Raw genomic sequence first — 23,069 nt, forward strand, 5'->3', positions numbered from 1 at the left:
CCACGATTGAAATGAATGGCCGTCCGATGCCGGCCACAGCGGCAGAGCCGCGCGCATCGACAAGAGAGTGGATCGCAGTGCTGGCCGGCATGATCGGCGCGTTCATGGCGATCCTGAACATCCAGATCACCAATGCCTCCCTCCTCGATATCGAGGGGGGCATCGGCACAGGAGTTGATAATGGCGCCTGGATCTCGACCTCCTATCTGATCGGCGAGATCGTCGTCATTCCGCTCACCGCCTATCTCAGCAGCGTCTTTTCGTTTCGCCGTTATATCCTGGTGAACTCGGTACTGTTTCCGCTGTTGTCTCTCTCCTGCGCCTTTGCCCACGATCTCGGAACGATGATCGTGCTTCGCGGCCTGCAGGGGTTTGCCGGCGGCGTGCTGATCCCGATGGCCTTCACCATGGTGCTGACGAAGCTTCCGAAGCCGCAGCAGCCCTTGGGGCTGGCGATCTTCGCACTGTCGGTCACCTTCGCTCCGGCCATCGGCCCGACGATCGGCGGCTACCTGACCGAGAATTATGGCTGGCAGACCATCTTCTTCATCAATGCCGGCCCGAGCGCCATCATGGTGGTGGCGCTTGCCCTGACGCTGGACAAGCAGCCGATGCAGCTGAAATTGCTGCGCGAAGGCGACTGGGCCGGCATCGTGACGATGGCGATCGGCCTGTCGGCCCTGCAAACCGTGCTTGAGGAAGGCAACAAGGACGACTGGTTCTCCTCGCCCTTCATCGTCAAGCTCAGCATCGTCGCAGCGGTGTTCCTGACGCTCTTCATTATCATCGAGCTGAAGGTTTCGAAGCCGCTGGTGAAATTGCGGCTGCTGAAGCAGAGGAATTTCGGGCTTGGCGTGCTTGCGAATATCCTCGTCGGCGTCGCACTGTTCGGCACGGTCTATGTCCTGCCGCAATACCTGGGCCAGGTGCAGAAGTACAATGCCGAGCAGATCGGCAACGTCCTTGCCTGGACGGGGTTGCCGCAGCTGCTGCTGATCCCTCTGGTTCCATTGATGATGAAGCGCGTCGATGTGCGCTGGCTTGCCTTCTTCGGCATCGCAGTCTTTGCGCTCAGCTGCTTCATGAACGTCACGCTTTCGGCCGACAATGCCGGAGACCAGTTCTTCATTCCGAACATCGTTCGCGCCATCGGCCAGGCCTTCGTCATCACGCCCGTCACCGCGATCACGACAGCAGGAATTGCTCCGGCGGACGCTGCCGCGGCCTCGGGCCTGACGAACATGCTGCGCAACCTCGGCGGCGCCGTGGGCACTGCCTCGCTTGGGACTATCCTGACCAAACGCGAGCAGTTCCACTCCAACATCATCGGCCAATCCGTAACCCTTGCCCGTGACGAGGTTCGCGAGCGGATCGACCAGATGACCGGCTACTTCCTGTCGCATGGAGTTTCGGACCATCAGGCAGCCCAGCAGAAGGCGATCATCGCCCTCGGCCAGATCATCAAGAGACAGGCGCTGATCATGGGCTTCAGCGACACCTTCGCCGTCATCGGCGTGGTGCTTGCCATCGCAGCGATCACCATGCTGTTCACCAAGCGTCCCCAAGCCGGCGGCGGCGCAGGTGCCCACTGAACCATGCGGGTTTATGCACGCGATACCGTATGGCCTGAAGCTGGTAAGAGCGATCTGCGTCTGTACCATGACAATCATACGATGCGCCTCAATGGCGTCCGGAAACCCCAGGCGCTATTGTTCAGTCCCCGTCAGTTTGCCGAATAGAGACGCAAGCGGTCTTGCCGGGACGACAGGGAAACGGTGAACTGAAGAAGCAAATCGCGCGGCGCTGGTTCTTCAGGCACCGAAAGCGGCTACCTGTTCATGTCCTCGACGACCCAGCGGAAAAATAACAATATAACGGCTGCAAATAGTAATAGCTGCATCAATTTAGGCAAATCAAGCATATCATAGCTCTCTAATTTAACTGCTGCATCATGCAGGCGAGCCACAATATCTCAACATGCATTAATTATTCTCTATTTTACGCAGAATAATTATGATTAATTCATCGTTAATCTATTTTATACATCGCACATCTATACAGATATGGAGAAAATTACACTCAATACGCATCACGCCATCAAGTTGAGGCAGTAAACTATACTCGCCCTCTCACTCTCGACTTGCGACTGATCTCACTTACGGTAGGCCGATGGATTGATGCCGTGGCGTTGCAGACGGGCATAGAGACTTCGGCGCGGCAGTTTGAGCGCCTGCGCAACCTCGGAAATATCCCCCTCATATCTCTCCAGCGTGGCCCGCAGAATGTTTGCCTCGAAGTGATCCATCTGATCGGAGAGGCCGAGCTCCACGGAAGGTTGGCTGCGAGCGGAGGCAAGGCCAAGCGCCACTTGGATCGCATAATTGCGCAGCTCCCGGACATTGCCCAGCCAGTCGTCGGTTAGAAATCGCGCCTCCATCGCGGCATCGATGGGCGGACGCGGCACGCCGTGCAGGCGGGCGGCCTCGTCGAGGAAGGCGCTGAACAACAGTCCGATATCAGCCCGGCGCTCCCGCAGGGGCGGAATACGGATCCGCACGGTTTCCAACCGATAGAGCAGATCGGCGCGAACGCGGTTTTCAGCCACCGAGCCATGCGGAGCGTTCTTCGTCGCAGCGACAATGCGAAGATCGACAGGGGTCGATTCGCCGCTCACCGAAGGCAGCTCGCGTTCCTCGGCAACGCGCAGAAGCCGTCCCTGCAGCATGGGGGACATGCTATCAATCTCGTCGAGAAACAGCGTGCCGCGATCTGCCTCGGCAATACGTCCGCGCCGGGCGCGGTTTCCGAACAGGACCTCGTCGGCGATCGCGTCCGGCAGGGAGGCACAATCGACCGAGACGAAGCTGCGGGCGCGCCGCCTGCTCCAGCGGTGGATGAGCCGAGCCACGAGTTCCTTGCCGGTCCCCGTTTCGCCTTCGATCAGGACATCCACGTCGGCATTTGCGACCTGGCGGATCGTCTCGCGCAACCGTGCCATGACCGCCGTCTGGCCGAGAAGCGGCGCTGCGTCCTCCGCCTCTGCGGCTGCTTGTCGCAAACGCCGGTTTTCCAGCACCAGGCGGCGCGTTTCCAGCGCCCGGCGCACGGATGCGATCAGGTGATCGGTGGCAAAGGGCTTGGCAATGAAATCGTAGGCGCCCTGTTTCAGCGCGCCGACCGCCATGGCGATATCGCCGTGGCCGGTCATCAGGATAACGGGCAAATCCGGATCGCGCGCCAGCACGGCTTCCAGCAAATCGTGCCCATCGATGCGCGGCAGGCGGATATCGCTGACGATCACACCGGGCAATGCGGTTGCAAGACTTGCCAACGCAGATTGCCCATCACCATGCGTCTCCACGTCGAAGCCCGCTATGACGAAGGAATCGGTAAGCGCTGCATTGAAGGGACCATCGTCCTCGACCAGAAGGATTTTCTGCGACGCTTCCAGGGTCATGCCCGCCTCATAGTCATTACGAATGCCGCGCCGCCGAGCGGCGACGAACCGATAGTCAACGATCCGCCGAGATCGTTCATAATGTCCTGCGCGATCCCGAGCCCAAGACCGAGCCCATCGGGCTTGCCGGTAATGAATGGGCGGAATATCTCCTTGGCCAATGCCGGATCGATGCCGGGGCCATTATCGGCGACGGTCAGTTTCACCATATCCTTTCCGGCGGCGTCCACGAGCAGCGCAACATGCGGATCCTCGATACCGGCAACCGCATCGATAGCGTTCTGCAGCAGATTGACGATGACCTGCTCCAGCCGCACCCGCTCGGCAAGCACATGCGGCAGCCCTTTCGCCGGCAGATCCAGCCGCACGCCGGCTTTGCGAAATCGATTCCCCACCAGCAGCAAGGCGCCCGCAATGATGGCATCGAGCGGTTCCGCTGCTGCTGCGCGTCGCCCCCTGCGCGAAAACCGTCGCATCTCCTGCGTAATCGTCCCGATACGCGCCGTCACCTCGACCGCGGCATCGAGATTGGCGCCAACGCGATCGAGACGATTGGCCGCGAGATGGTGGCGCGCATTCTCGGCAAGGGTGCGGATGGTCGCGACAGGCTGGTTTATTTCATGCATCAACCCCGCCGTGATCGAACCGACAGAAGCAAGCCGGTTCGCCTGGGCAAGTTCCTCCCGAGCATCGCGATATCGGTCCTCGGCGCGCGCACGTTCAGCCATCTCCTCGTGCAGCTCGGCCGTGCGTGCGGCGACGGCCTCCTCAAGCGCTCGCCGATCAGCCGCTGCCCTGGCCGCCCGGGTCATCCGCCACCAGATCGCAGCAACAACGACGGCCAAACCGACGATGACGGGTAACGCCAGCAGCCAGGCGCGCGCCTGTGCCTCCTGCAGCGCCGCACGGGTATCGAGAAGATGCAGGAGACGCAAATGTGTCCCGCCCACCGGCTGCTCGGCAGCGATCATGATCCGACCTCGTGGACCGCGTATGCGACCGGCATCCTCGGCAAGATAATTTCCCTGCCCAAGGGCGGCGTCGCGATATTGGCCGCTTGCGGCGATGCCAACCCGGACTTCGGACGATAGAGGTGCAAGCGTCGTCAGCACCTGTGACGGCTCGGACGCGGCGAGGATGATCTGATGTTCGTCAACGACAAACGTTTTTCCGGGATCGTTCGCCCAGATTCGGGATACCGCATCGAACTCGAATTTGACTACGACGACTCCGACCGGAGCGGCAGCATCGCCGACCCTGCGGGCCAAAAACAGACCCGGCCGGCCGCTTATGGCTCCAGCGCCGTAATATTCCGCCGTGCCGTCTTTCAGCGCCTCGGAAAAATAGGGGCGGAAGCTGAAGTTCTTGCCAACGAAACTATCTTCGGTCCCCGCATTCGACGCGGAAATGACAAGTCCCTTCTGATCGACGAGATAGATGATATAGGCGCCGGTTTCCCGCGCCAGGAAACCAAGCTTTTCATCAAGCCGCCGGGCAGCGTCCGTCGTGGGGCTCGCGAGCGCCTCGCCAAGATCACGATATTCGCCAAGCACGATTGGAAGAAGCCGAAATCGCGCGAGCTCACTGTCAAGCAGGCGAATGTGCTGGACCGCGAGCCCGTTCGCCTCCGCATCCAGCCGCCTAAGCGCATCCTGACGCGCAAGCAAAAGGGCCGAACACCAAATGGCCGCAGCAGCGGCCAAACTGGCCACCACCAACAGCACAATTCGCTTCAGACTTGATCCCCTCATATGTGCAGAATATTGCACAAACTCCGAATTAGTCATGCAAAATCTTGCGCATCATATCCCTGCAATCGGCAGTACGTCCGAGGAAAAGTGAGTTATATCAATAGAATATCCTGACCTCTCCTAAAATCTCGCACCTCGCGTTTTCCCCACTTATCAATAGGATCACTGGGAGAGTGGACCTTCAATACGCAGAACAGTCGGCTACGGGGTCGGGCTACGGTATTGCCGACGGCGCCTTAAATGGCCGACCGCCAGCCGCCCAAATGCATAGGGCTCTCCTGACAAACCTGTCGTTTGCTGCGCCATCGCCGCGTAACGACGATCCGAAGTGAGAACGGGAGGAGAGGAACAATGCTGAATACATTAGAAGATACCATCACGACGACGGCGGCGACCGAAGGAGCCGCGCGGCGTCAACGCCTGAAATCGATCATCGGCGGTTCCACCGGCAATCTGGTCGAATGGTTCGACTGGTATGTCTATGCTGCATTCGCGCTCTATTTCGCACCGCATTTCTTCCCCGCCGGCGACCAGACGGCGCAGCTGTTGAATTCGGCAGCTGTCTTTGCCGTCGGCTTCGTCATGCGGCCGATCGGCGCCTGGATCATGGGGCTCTATGCCGACCGCAAGGGCCGCAAAGCCGGCCTCGCCCTTTCGGTGACGCTGATGTGTGCGGGGTCGCTAATTATCGCGCTGACGCCGGGATATGAGACCATCGGCGTGCTGGCACCGGCACTTCTGGTTCTCGCCCGCCTAATGCAAGGCCTGTCGGTCGGCGGCGAATATGGCGCCTCCGCGACGTACCTCTCCGAGATGGCCGGTCGCCAGCGTCGCGGTTTCTTCTCGTCCTTTCAGTATGTCACGCTGATCTCAGGTCAGCTTCTTGCCATTGCACTGTTGATCCTGTTGCAGGCCGCGATGACGACGGAAGCGCTGAATGCCTGGGGATGGCGCATTCCCTTTTTCATGGGAGCAGCGCTTGCAGTCGTGGTCTTCTGGCTGCGCCGCGGCCTGGCAGAAACCGAAAGCTTCAAGAATGCACGCGCAAGCGATACACAGAAATCCGGCTTCTGGATGCTCATCACCCGGCACCCCAAGGAAACCGCGCTCGTCATGCTGCTCACGGCTGGCGGCACGCTCGCCTTCTACGCCTATTCGATCTACATGCAGAAATTCCTGGTCAACACCTCGGGGTTCAGCCGGGAAACGTCGAGCGAGATAAACGCAATCACGCTGTTCATTTTCATGCTGCTGCAGCCGATTGCAGGTGGCCTCTCCGACAAGATCGGCCGCAAGCCGCTGATGATCGGTTTCGGTCTCTGCGGTATGCTGTTTACCTATCCGATCTTCTCGGCGCTCGAAACCACGAGGGATCCATTCCTCGCCGGGTTGCTCGTCATGGGCGCACTGGTCATCGTCACCGGCTACACATCGATCAATGCCGTCGTGAAGGCGGAACTGTTTCCTGCTCATATCCGGGCTCTCGGCGTCGCATTGCCCTATGCGCTGGCCAACACACTCTTCGGCGGCACAGCCGAATTCGTGGCGTTGAAATTCAAGAGCAGCGGCTGGGAACAGGGTTTCTATTGGTACGTGACCGCGATGATCGGCATTTCGCTCATCGTCTATCTCTTCATGCGGGATACGGCCAAAGACAGCGCCATTCAGGAAGATTGAGGCGATCGCGCCAACCGTCGTCATGTCGGCCGGAGAAGGCCGGCCCGATGGTACGGGAAAGCAAACCGCGCAAAGCATCCATCCGTACGTCCTGAATCGGATGGATGCGGCCGGGCCGGCCATTTATTGCGTCAATGCAGCAGCCCACGACCTTTCTTACGCCCATTCAGCAGATGGATGAAGGTGATCCCCTGCTCCAATAGCAGTTCCGCGGCTTTGAGATCATTCAGCCCGAGATCGGACGAACAGCCGCGCAGATTACATGCCAGGAACAGCGAATTGGTAACGGCGAGCGCATCGCCATCCTCCTCGGCCTCTTCGGCGGTGGCTTGCAGTACATCCGCGACAGCCGCCATAAGATCGGCGCGCTCCTGCAAGTTCATTTCGCCAAGACTTTTCGTGATCTCACTCATGACTTCTCCTTGGCGCGCCTGACCATTCACGACATCCGTCAGGATCGGCGCGGCTCGCAACTTGGAATGATTGAAATGCGGTTGGTAAGTGAAATATGGCAATGAAAGCGGAAACCGGCAAGGCATGGCTTCCATGTTGGAAACGCATGGCATTGCGGTTGGTTCAAAATGCGTGAGATGGCGATCGCAGGATCTAGCCCGAGCTCCGTTTATGGCTCGTCGAACTTCAAAGTCGCGCTATCCGGTCGTGATCGGGATACGATCTTTCAAGCCGGAGACGTAAGTCAACTCTTTCCAAAACCGAGCGCCTGGGATCGATCGACCGATTCCAGGCGCAAGACGTCTTCGTTGCCGCCACTCAGCGCGGACGGCGGATTGCTCGCACTTTGCCGCTGCCGCCGCCACCGGCATAGAAACGGTCCTTGCCATCGGATTCCAGCCCCGAAACGCCGGTACCCTCCGGCATTTCGAGCCGCTCCAAAACTTCGCCAGTCACCGGATCGACGCGGCGGACATCGCTTTCGTCACCCTCCCAGGTGCCGTGCCATAGCTCGCCATCCACCCATGTCACGCCGGTGACGATACGGTTGGATTCGATGGTTCGGCGGATGGCGCCGGTCTCCGGGTCTATCTCGTAGATCTTGCGGCCGCGATGCTGCCCCACCCACAGACTGCCGTCGCTCCAGGCGAGACCTGAATCGCCGCCATTGCCCGGTGCGGGAATGGTGGAGAGAATATTGCCCGTTCCAGGGTCGACCTTATGAATCTTGTCCTCGGCGATCTGATAGAGATTGTGGCCGTCGAAAGCGGTGCCAGCGTGCGAGGCGACGTCGATCGTGCGCACCTGCTCCCCGCTTTCCGGGTTCAGGGCATGCAGCTTGTCGCCGGAGGCGAACCAGACGTGCTGCCCGTCGAAAGTGACGCCGTTTACACGCGGCGCATTGTCGAAGGGGCCATATTCGCGAATGATTTCCGCTTGGGATTTTTTCATGGATGCATCCTCCAGTCGGGATTGGTTGAGTGTCGATGATGCAAAAGCTTAGTCGCTCGGCAGTGGTCCCGGGAGTAACAATGTTGACGGGAAGTCAAGAACCGGCGGCATCATCCAGCGGCGAGCCCGGCCTTTGCCGACGCCCTGCACCATCCCATCCGCGGCAAGTGCGTCGAGCGCGCGCTGCACCGTGCGCGGACTTATCGCGAGCGCGATAGATAGCGCCGAACTCGACCAGGATTCTCCATCCGACAGCAGGGCAAGCAGCGAGGCATTCTCGACTTCGACAGGCGGCACCAGCACCACGACATCTCGCTTTCCTCGCGGCGTCAGCGCGAAACCGTGCTGTGTCGCATTGATATCGGCAAGCGGCTCTAGGGCGGCGCGAAGCCTGCCAATCTCAACCCTCAGTCTGGCCCGATGGGATTCGTCGGCGTGACGGGCGCGAAATGCCCGGGAAAGCAGCAGCTCCCGCGGCGCATCGTCGGGTGCCGCCTCGGCCAGCGCGCGTGCCAGGGCAAAGAGCACCGGCCGGCTCGCAAGCGAGATAATGTCTCCATCGCTGCGCACGACATTGCGGCAGGCATCGACAACCAAGGTATCGGACGCCAGAAGCGTCTCGACTTCGTCAAGCGACAACAGCTTTTCCCGCCCCTGCACAAACAGGCGTGCCGCCGGCTCATCGAGCGCGCGCGCCGCATCGCGGACCTCGACCATAAGCGCGGGGATTCCCGCTTTGCCGGCCGCTTCCTCGGCGCGCGCCAGAGCGGCGCGTGCCGGCTGAATGCGCAGGCGGCGGATGGCGATGCCGGCAACCGCCAGTTCATGGCTCGCCTTTGCAGCGGGCGGCAGCGGCGACGCATCGAGTTTTGCCAGCAGCCGTTCGGCCTCGTCCAGATGACCGACCAGCAGCAGACGCCGTATCTGCAGATTGCGGGCATGGGCAGCGTTGATTTGATCGCCATGTTTTTCGAGAACGGCCCGTGCCGTCTCCAGCGCTTTCTCGGGCCAGCCAAGGTCGCGCGAGACAAGGGCGATCTCGGCTTCGGCCACCACGCAGCGGGCGCGGGCCACGGCCTCGCGCGGACCGAAGGCGCGCGCGGCACTCTTCAGAAGGGTCTTGGCGCGGGCGAGATCGCCGAGCTGGGCCATGGCAATGCCGCGAAGGGCCAGCGCCGGAGCATCGTCGCGCAGTGCGACGCGCTTCAAGGCCCCCAGCACATCTCCGGCAGCAAGCGCCTGGGCGGCCGCGACGATCAGCGAGTCCATCGAAATCCCGTCACACTTGTAACTCCCACCCCTTCGCACTCCAGCCGTAAGGTATCGCACATCGGCAGGCAAGACGCAGCGCCGACAAGGACAGATGTCGCTGACAAGAGGAGATCAACCATGACGATGCATGCGACTGGAACACGCAAAGAGTGGCTTTCGGCACGACTTTCCCTGCTGGAGCAGGAAAAGGAGCTGACGCGGCGCAGTGACGAGATCGCCGCCCGCCGTCAGGAATTGCCTTGGGTGAAGGTGGAAAAGGACTATCGGCTCGAGACGGACCAAGGTGCCGTTCCGCTCTCGGTTCTCTTCAAGGGGCGCTCGCAGCTTCTCGTCTATCATTTCATGTTTGGGCCGGACTATACAGCCGGCTGCCCATCCTGCTCGTCGATCGCTGACGGCTTCAACGGCATCGCAGTTCACCTCGAAAATCACGATGTCGCCTTCTCGGCCATTTCCCGCGCACCGCTTGCGAAACTGCAGGAGTTCAAGCGACGCATGGGCTGGACCTTCGATTGGGCTTCTTCCGCCAACAGCGATTTTAACCATGATTTCAATGTCTGGTTCACGCCGGAGGAACAGAGCGGCGGCAGCATCGAATATAATTATCGCCGCGAGCCGCCAATGCTCGATGCCCAGGCAGGCAAGACGATACAGCAATGGGAGCTGCGCGGCAGCGAAGGCCCAGTCGAACTGATGGCGTCAATGACGGGGACGGATATCGCGACTTACACGCGTGACCGGCCTGGCGTCAGCGCCTTCGCCATGCAAGATGGCGCGATCTATCACACCTATTCGTCCTATGCCCGCGGCCTTGATGGTCTCTGGGGCATGTATCAGTGGCTCGACCGCGCGCCACTCGGGCGCAACGAGACCGGCGTGTGGTGGCGGCACCATGACCGCTATGGAGCAAACTGATGTCCGTCTCGTCCGAAATCGGTGAGAGGGGCGGCCGCACCGCCCCTACCCTACCCCTCATCGCCGGCCGGCTGCTGGCTTTGGCCGCCGCGCCGAGCTTCGCCCTGATGACCGTACTATCCGCTTATGGTTCAGCCGGTGACATGATCTGTTCCACACAGGGCAGTTCGATGCTCGGCGGGATGGTGCCGATGTATCTGCTCATGACCCTCTTCCATTGCGGTCCCTGGCTGAAGCTGCTTGCGAGAGATGGAAATGGTGCGCGTCTGTTGGGCTAGAGCCTCGACTGAACTAGGCGAGATTCTTGAGGTAGAGGGAAAGCAGCTGGGTCTGAGAGGAAATGCCGAGCTTGCGGTAGACGTTGCGGCGATGAACCTTCACTGTACCCGTCGAAATATTGAGCTTCAGGCCGATCGATTCCGATGAGTGCCCCTGCAAGACGAGCTCGACGATGGCAGTCTCACGGCTTGTCAGATTGAGATCCCGCCAGACGGCTTCCGCTGGCGGGACGGTCTCGTTCTCACCCTTCCTGCGCCGGCCCCTGCTGCCGGCCGCCAATTGCGCATCGAAGCGCGAGGCGAGGCCGGACCAATAGTATCGCACCATGTTTGCGACCAGCGGCTCGACCTTCTTCAGCGTCGCAAATTCCGCAGGCGGAAAAACCCCGGTCCTCTCGCGTCGCATCAATGAGAGGACGATCGTAATGTCGTCGTCGGCATTGACAAAGAAGCCGATTTCCTCGGCCAAGCCGGTCTGAACGTAATAGGTTCGGTAGTATTCGCTGGAAAAGAAGCGATCCGGTGCCAGCTCCCGCATCCTGAGCACGCCTTCGCGGCGGCTGCGCGCCGTGTGGTAGAAGGGGTCCAGCAGATAGGGACCGGCCTGGTAGAGCGTGACGAAGACGACATGTTCCCCGGGATCGAAAGTGCTGTAGAGATCGATCGGCCGCTCCTTGCCGCGATAGGCGAAGACGACGACGTAATCGAACCGCACCAGCGCCGCCATCATCTGACGGAACGTCTCTCCGAATTCGGCATCCGTCATCGACGATCGGCCGATCGTGGCGTTGAAGGCGGCAAACAGCCCTTCAAGGTCGGTGCTCATGCGACGGATCCCCCTCTGCCGCCCTGCGCATTTGAGCGCAATCCCTATATACACCTCCCACGAAGCATTTGGCACGAAAATACCTCTTTCGGGGTATATACCTCGCGAGAAGCTCGGGCTTACTCTTTCCTTAACGACGGTGGCAATAAGGCAGATCAAGACTGCCGACCAACCGCAGGGAACAGACGTGGCATCCGCTTCAACGAACGATATCGAATTCCGTTCGGTCACAAAGAGCTATGGCGCCGTGACCGCCGTAACGGACATCAATCTCAATGTGCCCAAAGGCGCATTCCTGGCGCTTCTCGGCCCTTCCGGCTGCGGCAAGACGACGTGCCTGCGCATGATCGGCGGCTTTGAACAGCCGAGCGAAGGCACGGTGCTGATCGACGGACGCGAGATGAACGGCGTGCCCGCCTACCGGCGCCCGGTCAACATGGTGTTCCAGCACTACGCGCTGTTTCCGCATTTCAACGTCGCCCAGAATGTCGCCTATGGGCTGAAGCAGATGCGCCCGAAGATCGGCGGTGCCGAAATCGACCGGCGCGTCGCCGAAGCGCTCGAGATGGTTCGCCTCGGCGGTTTCGCCAAGCGGCGCATCCATGAAATGTCCGGCGGCCAGCAGCAGCGCGTGGCGCTCGCGCGCGCCATCGTCAACCGTCCCTCCGTGCTCCTGCTCGACGAGCCGCTGGCGGCCCTCGACAAGAAACTGCGCTCGGCCATGCAGATCGAGCTTCAGACGCTGCAGCGCGAGCTCGGCATTACCTTCGTTCTCGTCACTCACGATCAGGAGGAAGCGCTGTCGATGGCCGATATCGTCTGCGTCATGAGCGCAGGGCGCATTCGCCAGCTTGGCACGCCGCAGGAAGTCTATGATCGCCCGGCCGATCTTTTCGTCGCCGATTTCGTCGGCAAGACCAATCGCATCGAGGCGACGATGGAAGCCGATGGCGAAACGCTTCGCCTCGCGGATGGTTCGGCACTTTCGTCCGGCAAGCGCCTCGCACCGGGCGCGGCAATTGCGGCTCTGCGCCCGGAGGCAATCCATCTCAGCCGCGACATGGCTACATCCGGCACGTCCTTTAAGGGCACGGTGACGCATCGCATCTTCCTGGGCTCGTCAGCCGAATACGCAGTCACCGTCCCCGGTCTCGGCGATTTCCTGATCACGTCGGATCGCCGCAGCATGAACGACAGCGATCTCGTGGGGCCGGGCGAAGAGGTCTTCCTCGGCTTCGACCCCACGGCCCTCCATGTCTTTCCAGCATCGAATGCATAAGCCAAAACAAGGGAACAGCATCATGAGCAAGGATTACAAAGACAACCTTCCGATTTCAGCCGAAGGCTTCATGGACAAATTCATGCGCCTGAAGCGCGGCTCTATCAGCCGTCGTCACTTTCTGAATATCACCGGCCTCAGCCTTGCAACGGCGGTCCTGTCGCGCGTCCCTGGCGCGCTGTCGACACCCGCCTATGCCGCCGGCGAACTCGGCACGCAGATGTCGATCGCGACCTGGCCGAACTATCACGACCCTGCAACCTTCGAGAATTTCAAGGCCGCAACCGGCGTTGCCGTCGAGGTCAACGTATTCGGCTCGAACGAGGAAATGCTCGCAAAGCTGCAGGCAGGCGCCTCCGGCTGGTCTCTTTACGTACCGACGAACTACACGATTTCGACCTATCACAAACTCGGCCTCATCGAGGAACTCGATCTGTCAAAGATCCCTAACTTCAGCCAGGCAACGGAAAGCCCGCGCTTTACCAAGGAAGGACAGATCGACGGCAAGACCTATGCCGTGCCGAAGAACTGGGGCACGACAGGCTTCTCGGTCAACACCAAGAAGATAAAGACCAAGCTTTCGAGCTGGAAGGACTTCTTCGAGATCGCCCAGACCGAGGCCGACGGCCGCGCTATGGTCCACGACTATCAGCTGACCACCATCGGCAGCGCGCTCGTTTCCCTCGGCTACGATTTCAACTCGATCAAGCCGGAAGAGCTTGCCAAGGCCGAGGAGCTGCTGATCAAGGTCAAGCCGCATCTCTTTGCCATCAACTCCGACTATCAGCCGTCGATGCGTTCGACCGATGCGTGGCTGACCATGTGCTGGACCAATGACGGCGCGCAGCTTAACCGCGACATGCCCGAGCTTGAATATGTGCTCGGCAAGGATGGCGGCGAGATCTGGACCGACTATTACGCGATCCCGAAAGATGCGCCCAACAAGGCGGCAGGCTATGCCCTGCTCAACTATCTGATGGACCCGAAGAATGCGGTGAAGGAGCACATCGCCAATGGCGCGCCGACCACCGACAGCCGTGTGATCGAGCTCCTGCCGAAGGAAATCACCTCGAACAAGATCGTCTATCCGGATGAAGCCTCGCTGACGCCGCTTGAATTCGGTGCCGCCGTGACGCTCACCGATCCGAGCCGTGCCGAACTGATGGCACGCTTCAAGTCGGCCTGATCGTTTTTCTTCGACCCGATCCCTGCACCATGACGGCGGTAAGGGATCGGCTTCCTTCCCAGCACCGGCGGACAAAGAACCTCTCGATGCCCCTTAACCCAGCCACCAAACGGCGCCTCGTCACCGCTGCCCTCGTCGGGCCGGCAAGCATCTGGCTGTTCGTCTTCCTGGTGCTGCCCTTCATCGCCATCATCGTCTTTGCCTTTGGTGAGCGTGCACCCGAAGGTGGCTATCAGGCAGCTTTCACCTTCGCGCAATTCGCCAATCTTGGCTCGCGGTCGGCAGCTTTCATCAATACGTTGATCCTTGCGCCGATTGGTGCGGCTGCCTGCCTGCTCGTTGCTTATCCGGTCGCCTATTATCTGGCCGTCAAGGCGAGCCCGCAACGCCGCCTGCTGCTCGTTTCACTGGTCGTCGTTCCCTTTTGGACGAGCTTGCTCGTGCGCACATACGCCTGGATGTATCTGCTCGGCGCACGCGGCATACCGCATCTGCTGGAATTCCTGGGCATAGAGAATGTCCGGCTCATCAACACGCCCGGAGCCGTGCTGCTCGGCATCGTCTATGGCTATCTGCCGCTGATGATCATGCCGATCTATGTCAGCCTCGAAAAGCTCGACCGCCGACTGCTCGAGGCATCCGCCGATCTCGGCGCCAAGCCTATATCGACCTTCTTCGGCATCACGCTGCCGCTATCCCTGCCCGGCGTCATGACGGGCGTCGCTCTGGTGACGATCCTGTTGCTCGGCGAATATCTGATCCCTCAGCTGCTTGGCGGCGGCAAGGTGTTCTTCATCGGCAATGCGCTTGTCGATCTCTTCCTTCAGTCGCGTAACTGGCCGTTCGGATCGGCGATCGCCGTAACGCTCGTTGCCGTCGTCGTCATCGTGTTGGTAGTCGCGATGCGCATTGCTTGGCGCGTTGCCGGTACGCGCCAGGTGGATCTCGTCTGATGCGCGCACTCGTTACTTTCGTCTACCTGTTTCTCTATACGCCCATCGCGCTCGTCGTCCTGTTCTCCTTCAACGCCGGCCGCAATGCCAGCGAATTCACCGGCTTTTCGACGCAATGGTACGGACGGGCGCTGTCCAATACCTTCCTGATGGAAGCGCTGCGCAATAGCCTCATCATCGCCTTCACCAGTGCAGCACTTGCCGCGGTCTTCGGCACGATGGCAGCAATCGGCCTGGAACGGCTCGGTCCTCGTGCCCGCGCCGTCTTCGACGGGCTCTTTGCCGCCGCGATCGTCGTGCCTGGTGTCGTCATCGGCATTGCGACGCTGGTGGCACTCGTCGAGGTCTTCGGTATCATCAACCCATTGATCGCGGCCATCTGGCCTGGCGATCAGCCGCCGAGATTCGCGCTCGGCTATGGCTCGATTATCGCGGCACACGGCCTCTTCACCATGGCGCTGGTGACGATGATCGTGAAGGCGCGCATTGCAAGCCTTGGCCGTGACATCGTTGAAGCCTCCAGCGACCTCTACGCCACGCCGCTGACCACGTTCCGGCAGATCGTGTTGCCGCAGATCATGCCGTCGATCCTCGCCGGCTTCCTCCTCGCCTTCACCTTCTCCTTCGACGATTTCATCATCGCCTTCTTCGTCGCAGGATCGAACACGACGCTGCCGATCTATGTCTTCGCCTCGATCCGCCGCGGCGTCACGCCGGAGATCAACGCGATCGCGACCATGGTGCTGATCGCATCGCTCTTCCTCATTCTCATCGCGCGTTTCCTGATGCGCGAAAAGACAACGACAAACTGACCAGGGAAACATCATGATACTCAAGGATCGGGTCGCAATCGTCACCGGAGCCGGCTCCGGCATCGGCCGCGCCGGCGCGCTGATCATGGCGCGCGAAGGCGCCCATGTGATCGTCGCCGATATCGACTTGGCAAATGGCGAGGAAACTGTGAACCAGATTACCGGGGCGGGTGGCAGCGCCGAAAGCCTGGTCGTCGACGTCATGGACGATCAGGCGCTTGAGGCCGGCGTCGCAAAGATCGCCGCGAGGCATGGCCGCATCGACATCCTGCACAATCACGCAGGCGCTCAGGTTGCAGGCAATCTGGAAGAGGTCGCTGTTTCCGGTTTCGACGCGTCCTGGAACCTGAATGTGCGGGCGCACTTCATGGCTTCACGCTTTGTCATGCCGGTCATGAAGAAGGCCGGAAAGGGTGTCATTCTCAACACCTCGTCATCATCAGGCGTACTTTATGACCGCGAGATGATCGCCTACACCACCTCCAAGCATGCGGTCATCGCCATGACCCGGCAGATGGCTGGCGACTATGCCCGCTTCGGCATCCGCGTCAACGCGCTCTGCCCCGGCTGGGTCGACACGCCGTTCAACGCGCCATTCATCACGCAGATGGGTGGACGCAGCGCCATTGAAGATTACATCGCCGAGAAAGTGCCGCTTGGACGATGGGCCGATGTGTCGGAAATCGCCGAACCGATTCTGTTCCTCGTTTCCGACCGCTCCTCCTACATGACAGGACAAATCCTCGTCGTCGATGGCGGCGAAACGGTCGTCTAGGCTTACGGAAGAAAACGTCGCACCGATGCGTGGAAACAGTGCACCGTCATTCCTCCCAAAGCCAGTCCGGCAACCCCGCTGCAACGCGCCCGACGACAGCCGCCTCAACACAATCGGCAAGGCTGCCAAAGCGCACGGCGCGTCCGCTGAGCCCCGGCCCGTAATGCGCATACTTGCCCGAATTGGTCATGACCGCACGCGTGCCGGGCGGAAAGACCGGCTCGGAGATCGAGCACCAGCAAAGGTCGGGCAAAACCTGCACGCCGCTGCCGCGCAACCGCGCCAGTGTCCCGTCCACCTCCGCAGCCGCGATGACATCGCGTCCTGCCGTGACGATGACCATTACCTCAGGCAAGCGGCGTCGGCCGGCAAAGGCATCGGCGAGCATATGACATTCGGCAAGCGAGGCATGCGGGCTGCCGATGGCGACAAGCTCGACGGCTTCCGGCCCCTCGTTCAGTATTTTCCAGGCGGCTGCCATGTCGGCGCGTGTGATAGTCAGGCGATCGGCATTCGGATCGTGAGCATCGACAGCCTCCGGCGTCACGCCATCGACATGCAGCATGGGAGCAGCAGACGTCGTGCCAAAGGCAGCGCAGAGCGCCTTCAGGTCGTCGCGTGACGGATGTCCGGCGGCAAGACCACGCAGCAACGGAATGCGATCGGGAGACGCTTTTCCGGCAAGATAGCCGATGAGCGGCCAGAAAGCATCGTCGCGACCTTCTGAAAGTTCAACGTCGAGGATACGCGTCGCCTTGCGATTTTCATCCAGATATACGCCCGAAAGCGGCGCGCGACCTGTCAATGCAATACAAAGATCGAGGAAATCGGGATGCTTGGCGGTGCGCGCGCCCAGCACGCTGTTGGCGAAGATGACGGCATTGGACTCCGCCCAGCCGATGGCCTCCCCGGCGCCCGGTGCGCCGTCGAGCAAATAAGGAGAGCAGGTGAAGGTCGGGCGGCAGCCCATGCGCACATAGGCATCCGCCAGCCGCGCGGCGGGATCGCCAAAATCCTCCGGCACGCCCTGCGATCTCCAATTGGCGCGATCGACCGAAATGGCGTTCATGGTGGTAGGTATCCGCACACGCCCGCCGAGCTCAGCCATTTTTTCGGCGAAGGTCAGATTGGCCGGGCTTGCATAGATACATCCATCGATATGGCCCTGCGTCACGTCGATAAGGGAAGTGGCACCCTGCTGAGCCGCCATGGCAGTCAATATGCGCATGGCCTGAGCAGCCGCAACGCCTTCGTCGCCCTCCAGCATGGACCGGTCGGCTTCTGTTAAAGAAAGCCCGGAGATAGCAGGTGGCAAAAGGGGCATGGTCTCGCCATCTGCGACGACGGCAGCGGTTTCGACCTTGACCGTTTTTGCCTGCGCCAGGCGCACAAATACATCCGGATGGAGCCGCACGACAGGCAGCTGCCGGCCGAACATTTCGGCGGCGACAAGTGCGCCGAGCGTCAGCACATCCTCGGCTTCGCAAAAGATCAGGGCAGCCGGCGCGCGGCCCGTCAGCGCGAGATCGAGCAGCACGCCGGAGCCGCTGCAGGAACCACGGCTCGAAGGCATCATCAGAATTGCGCCGGTGAGACATTCGCCATGTAGCGGGTGATGGATATCGATGACCTTGCCGGTGGCCGGATCGACCCCACCCCAGAAGCTGAGGGCCTCTTGCGTGGCGATGACGCGGCCCTCCGCCGTGCCACCCAGGATGCTGCGAGCCGATGCCGTGTCGTTCATTTCATCGTGGGTCCATATGCGAGAGGATTGTAAGCGCCGATGTGACAATCCACATCGGCATGTCTGTTTGCATTAGAAGCGTTGCGGCGAGAATGGCGTCAGATCGATCGCCGGTGCCTTCCGTGTCAAAAGGTCGGCGACAATACGCGCCGTGCCGGCCGATTGGGTCAAACCGAGATGACCATGGCCGAAGGCATAGATCACGTCCGGCGTCGCCTTGGCGCTGCCGATCGCAGGCAGGCTGTCGGGCATCGATGGGCGGAAGCCCATCCATTGCACGCCATCTTCCGGCTTGAGACCGGTCAGGAAAGTGCGCGCCTTCTGCAGCATGGCTTCGGAACGGCGAAAATTCGGCGGCAAGGCCAATCCGCCCAGCTCCACCGCACCGCCGACACGAATGCCGGTCGAAAGTTTGCTGACGACGAAGCCATGGCCGCCGAAGGTGATCTGCGTGCGCAGGTCGAAGGCATCGGCCGGAAGCGTCGTGTTGTAGCCGCGTTCGGTTTCGAGCGGTATGTGCTCGCCGAGCGTCTTGGCGATCCGATGCGAGAAGGCGCCGGCGGCCAGGACGACCTTGCCGGCCTGGCGCAGCTTTCCATCCGCAGCCACCACCTCGACCCCAACCGGAAGCGCCCGAAGCGACGAAATCTCCGATGTCTCGATGACGCCGCCGCGGCTGCGGAAATGCTTAGCCAGCGCCAGCGTATAAAGCTTGGGATCGGCAATAGAATACCATCCAGGCGTAAACGTGCCGAGGATGAAGCGCGACGCCAACCCGGGCTGGATCGCCGCCATCTCGTCGGCTTTCTTCAGATGCTGGAATTCGATGCCGTGATTGCGGCGAACCTCCCAGCCTTGCAGCGAAGCGCGAAATTCCGCCTCGCTTTCATAGACCTGGAGATTACCCTCCTTGCGCAGCATGGAGAGCGTCTCCGTCGCGGCGAGAAAAGGCTCAAGTTCGGCCTTGGAAAGATCCATCAGGCTTGTCTGCGCCGCCGTGGAGTGGGCCACGCGTGAGGGCTGGCAGGCACGCCAGAACCGAAACATCCAGGGCGCGATCCTGAGTGCATAGGCAGGCGGCACCGAGAGCGGCCCCAGCGGATCGAGGAGCCATTTCGGCGCCTTTTTCAAGATGCCGGGGGACGCCAGCGGCAGGATATCCGTGAAGGCGAAGGCACCGGCATTGCCGGCCGAAGCGCCGGCGGCCGGCCCCTCGCGGTCGACGACAACGACGCTCAAACCGCGCGACTGAGCCGCAATCGCGGCGGATAGGCCTATGACGCCGGCCCCGATGACGATAACGTCCGGTTTTGCCATCAACGCACGCTCGCTAGAGATTTCTGCTGATACTGCGGCGCGCCGAAAATCTGTTCGGACTTGCCGATCTCGGTCATGACGCTCCGGTGGAAAGAGGCAACGCGATCGGAGACATCGCGAGCAGGCGCTGGTCCAAGCGTTAGGCAGATCATGGTCATCCCTCCTCCGATGCGGGATCAAGCGCGGATATTACGTCATCAGACAACATATGTTCCGGCGCCATGGCAAGCGTTCTTGTCGGAAGGATCAAGAACGTCTCGGCAACGCCGGTGCGGATCCGTTTTACCGTCATTTCTTCGGCTGCAGCGACCAGATATTTGCGGGTGACGGCAATTCACTGGCCTTCCTTAGCTGAAGCCGAAAAGCGCGACGGCATAGCATGTCGATTTTTTGTATTCTTTTTGTATTTATAATTTTCAAGTCTATGATGCAAGCGAGCATAATATGGGAGAACCGAAATTGACTGACGTGATCACCCTGACGCCTGATGCGCTGCGAGGCCGTGTCGAAGCGATCCTTTTAATAGCCGGCATCAATGCGCAGCAGGCCGGTGCAATCGCGCGGGTGATCGTCGCCGGTGAACGTGACGCCTGCAAGTCGCACGGCATCTACCGCATCGAAGGCGTGTTGCGTGCGGTCAAGGCCGGCAAGGCGCGGCCGGATGCGGTGCCGCTGCTGGAAAAGCGTGAGGATTCCGCCATCGTGCGGGTGGACGCCAAGAGCGGCTTTTCCAATGCTGCTTTCGAGCTCGGCATGCCTGTGCTTGCCGAACGGGCTCGCCGCTTCGGCATTGCCGCACTCGCCATCAACGACTGCACGCATTTCGCAGCGCTCTGGCCGGAGGTGGAAGCCCTGACGGATCGAGGCCTTGCCGCCTTTGCCATGTGTCCGAGCTATTCCACGGTGGCACCCGCCGGAGGCACAGCGCCGCTCCTCGGAACCAATCCCTTCGCCTTCGGCTGGCCGCGCCTCGATAATCCGCCTTACGTCTTCGACTTCGCGACTTCGGTTGCCGCCCGCGGCGAGATCGAACTGCATCGGCGCGCCGGCAAGCCCCTCCCCGAGGGCTGGGCGATCGATGCCGAGGGCCAGCCGACCACGGATCCGGAAGCGGCACTGGCCGGCGCAATGCTGCCGTTCGGGGGGCATAAGGGGTCGGCGATCGGCACGATGATCGAGCTTCTGGCCGGCATCATGATCGGCGACTTCACCAGCCGCGAAGCGCTCGATTATCTCGGCTCCACGGCCTTCGCACCGCGGCACGGCGAACTCATCGTCGCCTTCTCGCCGGAGGCCTTCGCTGCTGGTCGACCTGGAAATCCGCTCGCCCGTGCGGAAGTGCTGTTCGAAGCGATTGTCGGCCAAGGCGCGCGCCTGCCGTCGCAACGCCGCTTTGCCGCCCGCGCTCGCGCGGAAAAGGACGGTATCCCGCTGACAGCAGAGGAAATCCGGCAACTCGATCGCCTTGAGAAACTCGGCCTAGACGCCGTAGCTTGAGCAATATCGAAATGTAAGTGAAAGCCAACGTAAGGTAACAAAAAGAGGCCCATTCGGGCCTCTCATGTTTGGGTTTAAGCTTGCGACCGCCTCAGGCCTTGTACTTTTCCACGGCACCCGGAAGCTTGCTCCATTCCGCATACCAGCTGTTGAACAGCTTGAACTGCGCTTCGACATAGCCGCGCTGGCTATCGTTCAAGATGTCGCTTTCGTTGAAATGCAGCTCATATTCCTTGTCTCCCTTCAGCACCATCATATGCTTGAAGAAGAGAACCAGATCCGGACCTTCATCGAAAGAAGACAGAACGGCAAGCGCCTGCTCCAGCTCGAGCGCGCGCTGGCGCGCATCGACGTCGCCCTTGGCGGCCGCCTGGGCAAGGTTGCAGAGATGAACGACTTCCCTCGGCAACACGTTGCCGATGCCGGTAATGGCGCCGGTTGCACCGCAATTGACGAAGCCGTGGAAGACCGCCGTGTCAACACCGATCATCAGCGATACGTCATCGTCGCGGCTGGTGATGTTTTCGGCGGCATAGCGCATATCGGCCGGGCCGCCGAACTCCTTGAAGCCGACGAGATTGGCATGTTCAGCGCGTAGCGCGAAGAAGAGATCGGCGCGCGTTGCAAAACCATAGTAGGGGCTGTTGTAGATGACGGCCGGAAGATCGGGGGCGGCCGACAGGATCGCTTTGAAATGCGCCTTCTGGGCGGCGATCACTGAGCCGCGCGACAGCACGCGGGGGATGACCATCAGCCCCTTGGCACCGACCTTCTGGGCATGGGTAGCGTGGGCTACGGCCGATGCCGTATTGACGGCGCCGGTGCCGACGATGACGGGTACGCCCGCTTTGGTCAGCCGATCGACGCCCTCCATGCGTTGCGCATCGGTCAGAAGCGGCCAATCGCCCATCGAGCCGCAATAGACCACAGCCGACATGCCCTCGGCGATCAACTGCTTGCCCTTGCGCACCAACGCATCGAAATCGGGACTGCGATCGGCTTTGCACGGAGTCATCAAGGCCGGGATCACCCCGGAGAAAATGCTGGACTTCATCTTTCTATCCTCTTGGGCCGGGGGTGGATCGGCTATCAGCCCAGCTGCATCCGCCACCGCGCCTCACCGTTTTCGCAGCATTGATATACCTTTGTATTTATTTTGTCGACAAGAAATATGCAAATCAAAGGCTGACGTCGAGACGGTCCCCGCGCATCAGCAATTTCTGGATTTGGGCGACGATCTGCTCAGCATGTTCGCGCGCAAGGCGCTCGGCAAGTTCCGTATCCCGCGCCTCGACAGCGGCAATGATTTCATCGTGCTCCTCGACGAAACGACGCGGCAGACGATCGTCGTAGGATTGGTAATAGAGGCGCAGGAGGCGCCGTCCCTCATCTAGCAATCGCGAGAAGAGGCTGGTGAAATAGGGGTTGCGGCCAGCCTCGGCGATCGCGAGATGAAGCGCGGCATTGGTGGAGATCATGGCGAGCGCATCCTGCGCTTCGACGGCATCGGCGAACTCAGCCTGAAGCGCGCGCACACCTTGAAGATCTTCCGGACGATGATATTTGGCGGCAAGCTGCGTTGTCACCCGATACATCAGCACCAGCGCATCGAAATAGCTATGCATGTTGAGAAAATCGATCTGCGAGACCATGGTCGAGCGGTTGGGCAGCGTATCGATCAACCCCTCGCCTGCCAGCCGCACGAGCGCCTCGCGGATCGGCGTGCGCGACATGCCGAAGCGTTCGGAAAGCTGCACCTCGTCGATGGGGCTGCCAGGCGGCAATTCGAGATCCAGAATTTCGTCCCTCAGGATATCATAGACCACCTTCACGCCGGAGCCGCGCTTGCGCTCGTTTCGGAGGCTTGTTTCATTATCCATGGCTAACTGACCTCTTCTTTCAGCGTGAGAAATAAAGGGGCATGCC

At 60.7% G+C, this 23,069-nt stretch carries 22 protein-coding genes; 11 read left to right on the forward strand and 11 right to left on the reverse strand.

The window, feature by feature from the left end:
• The first annotated feature begins 11 nt into the window (after positions 1 to 11).
• Positions 12 to 1,592, forward strand: coding sequence for a DHA2 family efflux MFS transporter permease subunit (locus JJQ51_RS14405; protein ID WP_145634871.1), 1,581 nt, complete (start codon positions 12 to 14; stop codon positions 1,590 to 1,592).
• A 560-nt stretch (positions 1,593 to 2,152) separates the two neighbouring features.
• On the opposite strand, the gene JJQ51_RS14410 is transcribed toward JJQ51_RS14405, so the two are convergent.
• Together JJQ51_RS14410 and JJQ51_RS14415 are read right to left on the reverse strand one after the other, a co-directional pair.
• A complete protein-coding gene (locus JJQ51_RS14410; protein WP_145634852.1) occupies positions 2,153 to 3,457 on the reverse strand; it encodes a sigma-54-dependent transcriptional regulator in 1,305 nt (434 codons plus the stop codon).
• Complete coding sequence (locus JJQ51_RS14415; RefSeq protein WP_246661171.1) at positions 3,454 to 4,569, reverse strand: sensor histidine kinase; 1,116 nt, start codon at positions 4,567 to 4,569, stop codon at positions 3,454 to 3,456. Before JJQ51_RS14415 ends, JJQ51_RS14410 begins: the two co-directional genes overlap by 4 nt.
• A gap of 33 nt (positions 4,570 to 4,602) precedes the next feature.
• On the opposite strand from JJQ51_RS14415, the gene JJQ51_RS32920 reads away from it, so the two are divergent.
• Both JJQ51_RS32920 and JJQ51_RS14425 read left to right on the forward strand, forming a co-directional pair.
• Positions 4,603 to 5,199 (forward strand): hypothetical protein, encoded by a 597-nt coding sequence (locus tag JJQ51_RS32920; protein ID WP_442966500.1) that lies wholly within the window; start codon positions 4,603 to 4,605, stop codon positions 5,197 to 5,199.
• A gap of 360 nt (positions 5,200 to 5,559) precedes the next feature.
• On the forward strand, positions 5,560 to 6,885 hold the full coding sequence (locus JJQ51_RS14425) for an MFS transporter (RefSeq protein WP_113350739.1): 1,326 nt from the start codon (positions 5,560 to 5,562) through the stop codon (positions 6,883 to 6,885).
• Between the two features lie 131 nt (positions 6,886 to 7,016).
• On the opposite strand, the gene JJQ51_RS14430 is transcribed toward JJQ51_RS14425, so the two are convergent.
• From JJQ51_RS14430 to JJQ51_RS14440, 3 genes are all read right to left on the reverse strand, one after another.
• A complete protein-coding gene (locus JJQ51_RS14430) occupies positions 7,017 to 7,298 on the reverse strand; it encodes a hypothetical protein (protein ID WP_113351051.1) in 282 nt (93 codons plus the stop codon).
• A 358-nt stretch (positions 7,299 to 7,656) separates the two neighbouring features.
• Positions 7,657 to 8,289 carry a Vgb family protein gene (locus JJQ51_RS14435; RefSeq protein ID WP_113350738.1) on the reverse strand — a complete coding sequence of 211 codons (633 nt, stop codon included), beginning with the start codon at positions 8,287 to 8,289 and terminating at the stop codon, positions 7,657 to 7,659.
• A 48-nt stretch (positions 8,290 to 8,337) separates the two neighbouring features.
• Positions 8,338 to 9,558, reverse strand: coding sequence for a helix-turn-helix domain-containing protein (locus JJQ51_RS14440; protein ID WP_113350737.1), 1,221 nt, complete (start codon positions 9,556 to 9,558; stop codon positions 8,338 to 8,340).
• Positions 9,559 to 9,678: 120 nt separating this feature from the next.
• Between JJQ51_RS14440 and JJQ51_RS14445 the strand changes: the two genes are divergently transcribed.
• A complete protein-coding gene (locus tag JJQ51_RS14445; RefSeq protein WP_113350736.1) occupies positions 9,679 to 10,476 on the forward strand; it encodes a DUF899 domain-containing protein in 798 nt (265 codons plus the stop codon).
• A complete protein-coding gene (locus JJQ51_RS14450) occupies positions 10,476 to 10,754 on the forward strand; it encodes a hypothetical protein (RefSeq protein ID WP_113350735.1) in 279 nt (92 codons plus the stop codon). The genes JJQ51_RS14445 and JJQ51_RS14450 overlap by 1 nt, the downstream gene beginning before the upstream one ends.
• Before the next feature lie 13 nt (positions 10,755 to 10,767).
• Here JJQ51_RS14450 and JJQ51_RS14455 read toward each other — a convergent pair whose 3' ends face one another.
• Positions 10,768 to 11,580: a helix-turn-helix transcriptional regulator gene (locus JJQ51_RS14455; RefSeq protein WP_113350734.1), complete on the reverse strand. Its 813-nt coding sequence runs from the start codon at positions 11,578 to 11,580 to the stop codon at positions 10,768 to 10,770.
• A 187-nt stretch (positions 11,581 to 11,767) separates the two neighbouring features.
• Here JJQ51_RS14455 and JJQ51_RS14460 point away from each other — a divergent pair, with 187 nt between their 5' ends.
• The 5 genes from JJQ51_RS14460 (at position 11,768) to JJQ51_RS14480 (ending at position 16,585) form a co-directional block, all read left to right on the forward strand.
• Complete coding sequence (locus tag JJQ51_RS14460) at positions 11,768 to 12,859, forward strand: ABC transporter ATP-binding protein (RefSeq protein WP_113350733.1); 1,092 nt, start codon at positions 11,768 to 11,770, stop codon at positions 12,857 to 12,859.
• 22 nt (positions 12,860 to 12,881) lie between these two features.
• On the forward strand, positions 12,882 to 14,045 hold the full coding sequence (locus JJQ51_RS14465) for a polyamine ABC transporter substrate-binding protein (RefSeq protein WP_113350732.1): 1,164 nt from the start codon (positions 12,882 to 12,884) through the stop codon (positions 14,043 to 14,045).
• Between the two features lie 86 nt (positions 14,046 to 14,131).
• A complete protein-coding gene (locus JJQ51_RS14470) occupies positions 14,132 to 14,998 on the forward strand; it encodes an ABC transporter permease (protein ID WP_269244839.1) in 867 nt (288 codons plus the stop codon).
• On the forward strand, positions 14,998 to 15,810 hold the full coding sequence (locus JJQ51_RS14475; protein ID WP_113329485.1) for an ABC transporter permease: 813 nt from the start codon (positions 14,998 to 15,000) through the stop codon (positions 15,808 to 15,810). Before JJQ51_RS14470 ends, JJQ51_RS14475 begins: the two co-directional genes overlap by 1 nt.
• 13 nt (positions 15,811 to 15,823) lie before the next feature.
• Entirely contained in the window at positions 15,824 to 16,585 is a 762-nt protein-coding gene (locus JJQ51_RS14480) for an SDR family NAD(P)-dependent oxidoreductase (RefSeq protein WP_113329486.1), read from the forward strand.
• A gap of 46 nt (positions 16,586 to 16,631) precedes the next feature.
• On the opposite strand, the gene lhpI is transcribed toward JJQ51_RS14480, so the two are convergent.
• From lhpI to JJQ51_RS14495, 3 genes are all read right to left on the reverse strand, one after another.
• Complete coding sequence (lhpI, locus tag JJQ51_RS14485) at positions 16,632 to 18,329, reverse strand: cis-3-hydroxy-L-proline dehydratase (RefSeq protein ID WP_269244840.1); 1,698 nt, start codon at positions 18,327 to 18,329, stop codon at positions 16,632 to 16,634.
• 72 nt (positions 18,330 to 18,401) lie between these two features.
• Entirely contained in the window at positions 18,402 to 19,646 is a 1,245-nt protein-coding gene (locus tag JJQ51_RS14490) for an NAD(P)/FAD-dependent oxidoreductase (protein WP_152093104.1), read from the reverse strand.
• Positions 19,646 to 19,804, reverse strand: coding sequence for a hypothetical protein (locus tag JJQ51_RS14495; protein WP_156090750.1), 159 nt, complete (start codon positions 19,802 to 19,804; stop codon positions 19,646 to 19,648). The genes JJQ51_RS14490 and JJQ51_RS14495 overlap by 1 nt, the downstream gene beginning before the upstream one ends.
• Before the next feature lie 301 nt (positions 19,805 to 20,105).
• On the opposite strand from JJQ51_RS14495, the gene JJQ51_RS14500 reads away from it, so the two are divergent.
• Complete coding sequence (locus JJQ51_RS14500) at positions 20,106 to 21,143, forward strand: Ldh family oxidoreductase (RefSeq protein WP_152093105.1); 1,038 nt, start codon at positions 20,106 to 20,108, stop codon at positions 21,141 to 21,143.
• Between the two features lie 91 nt (positions 21,144 to 21,234).
• Here the strand turns inward: JJQ51_RS14500 and JJQ51_RS14505 are convergent, their stop codons facing one another.
• Positions 21,235 to 22,197: a dihydrodipicolinate synthase family protein gene (locus JJQ51_RS14505; protein ID WP_113329489.1), complete on the reverse strand. Its 963-nt coding sequence runs from the start codon at positions 22,195 to 22,197 to the stop codon at positions 21,235 to 21,237.
• A gap of 124 nt (positions 22,198 to 22,321) precedes the next feature.
• Entirely contained in the window at positions 22,322 to 23,023 is a 702-nt protein-coding gene (locus JJQ51_RS14510; RefSeq protein WP_113329490.1) for a GntR family transcriptional regulator, read from the reverse strand.
• Positions 23,024 to 23,069 lie beyond the last annotated feature (46 nt).

The sequence above is a fragment of the Rhizobium sp. AG207R genome (assembly GCF_027109195.1).
Lineage (GTDB): Bacteria > Pseudomonadota > Alphaproteobacteria > Rhizobiales > Rhizobiaceae > Rhizobium > Rhizobium dioscoreae.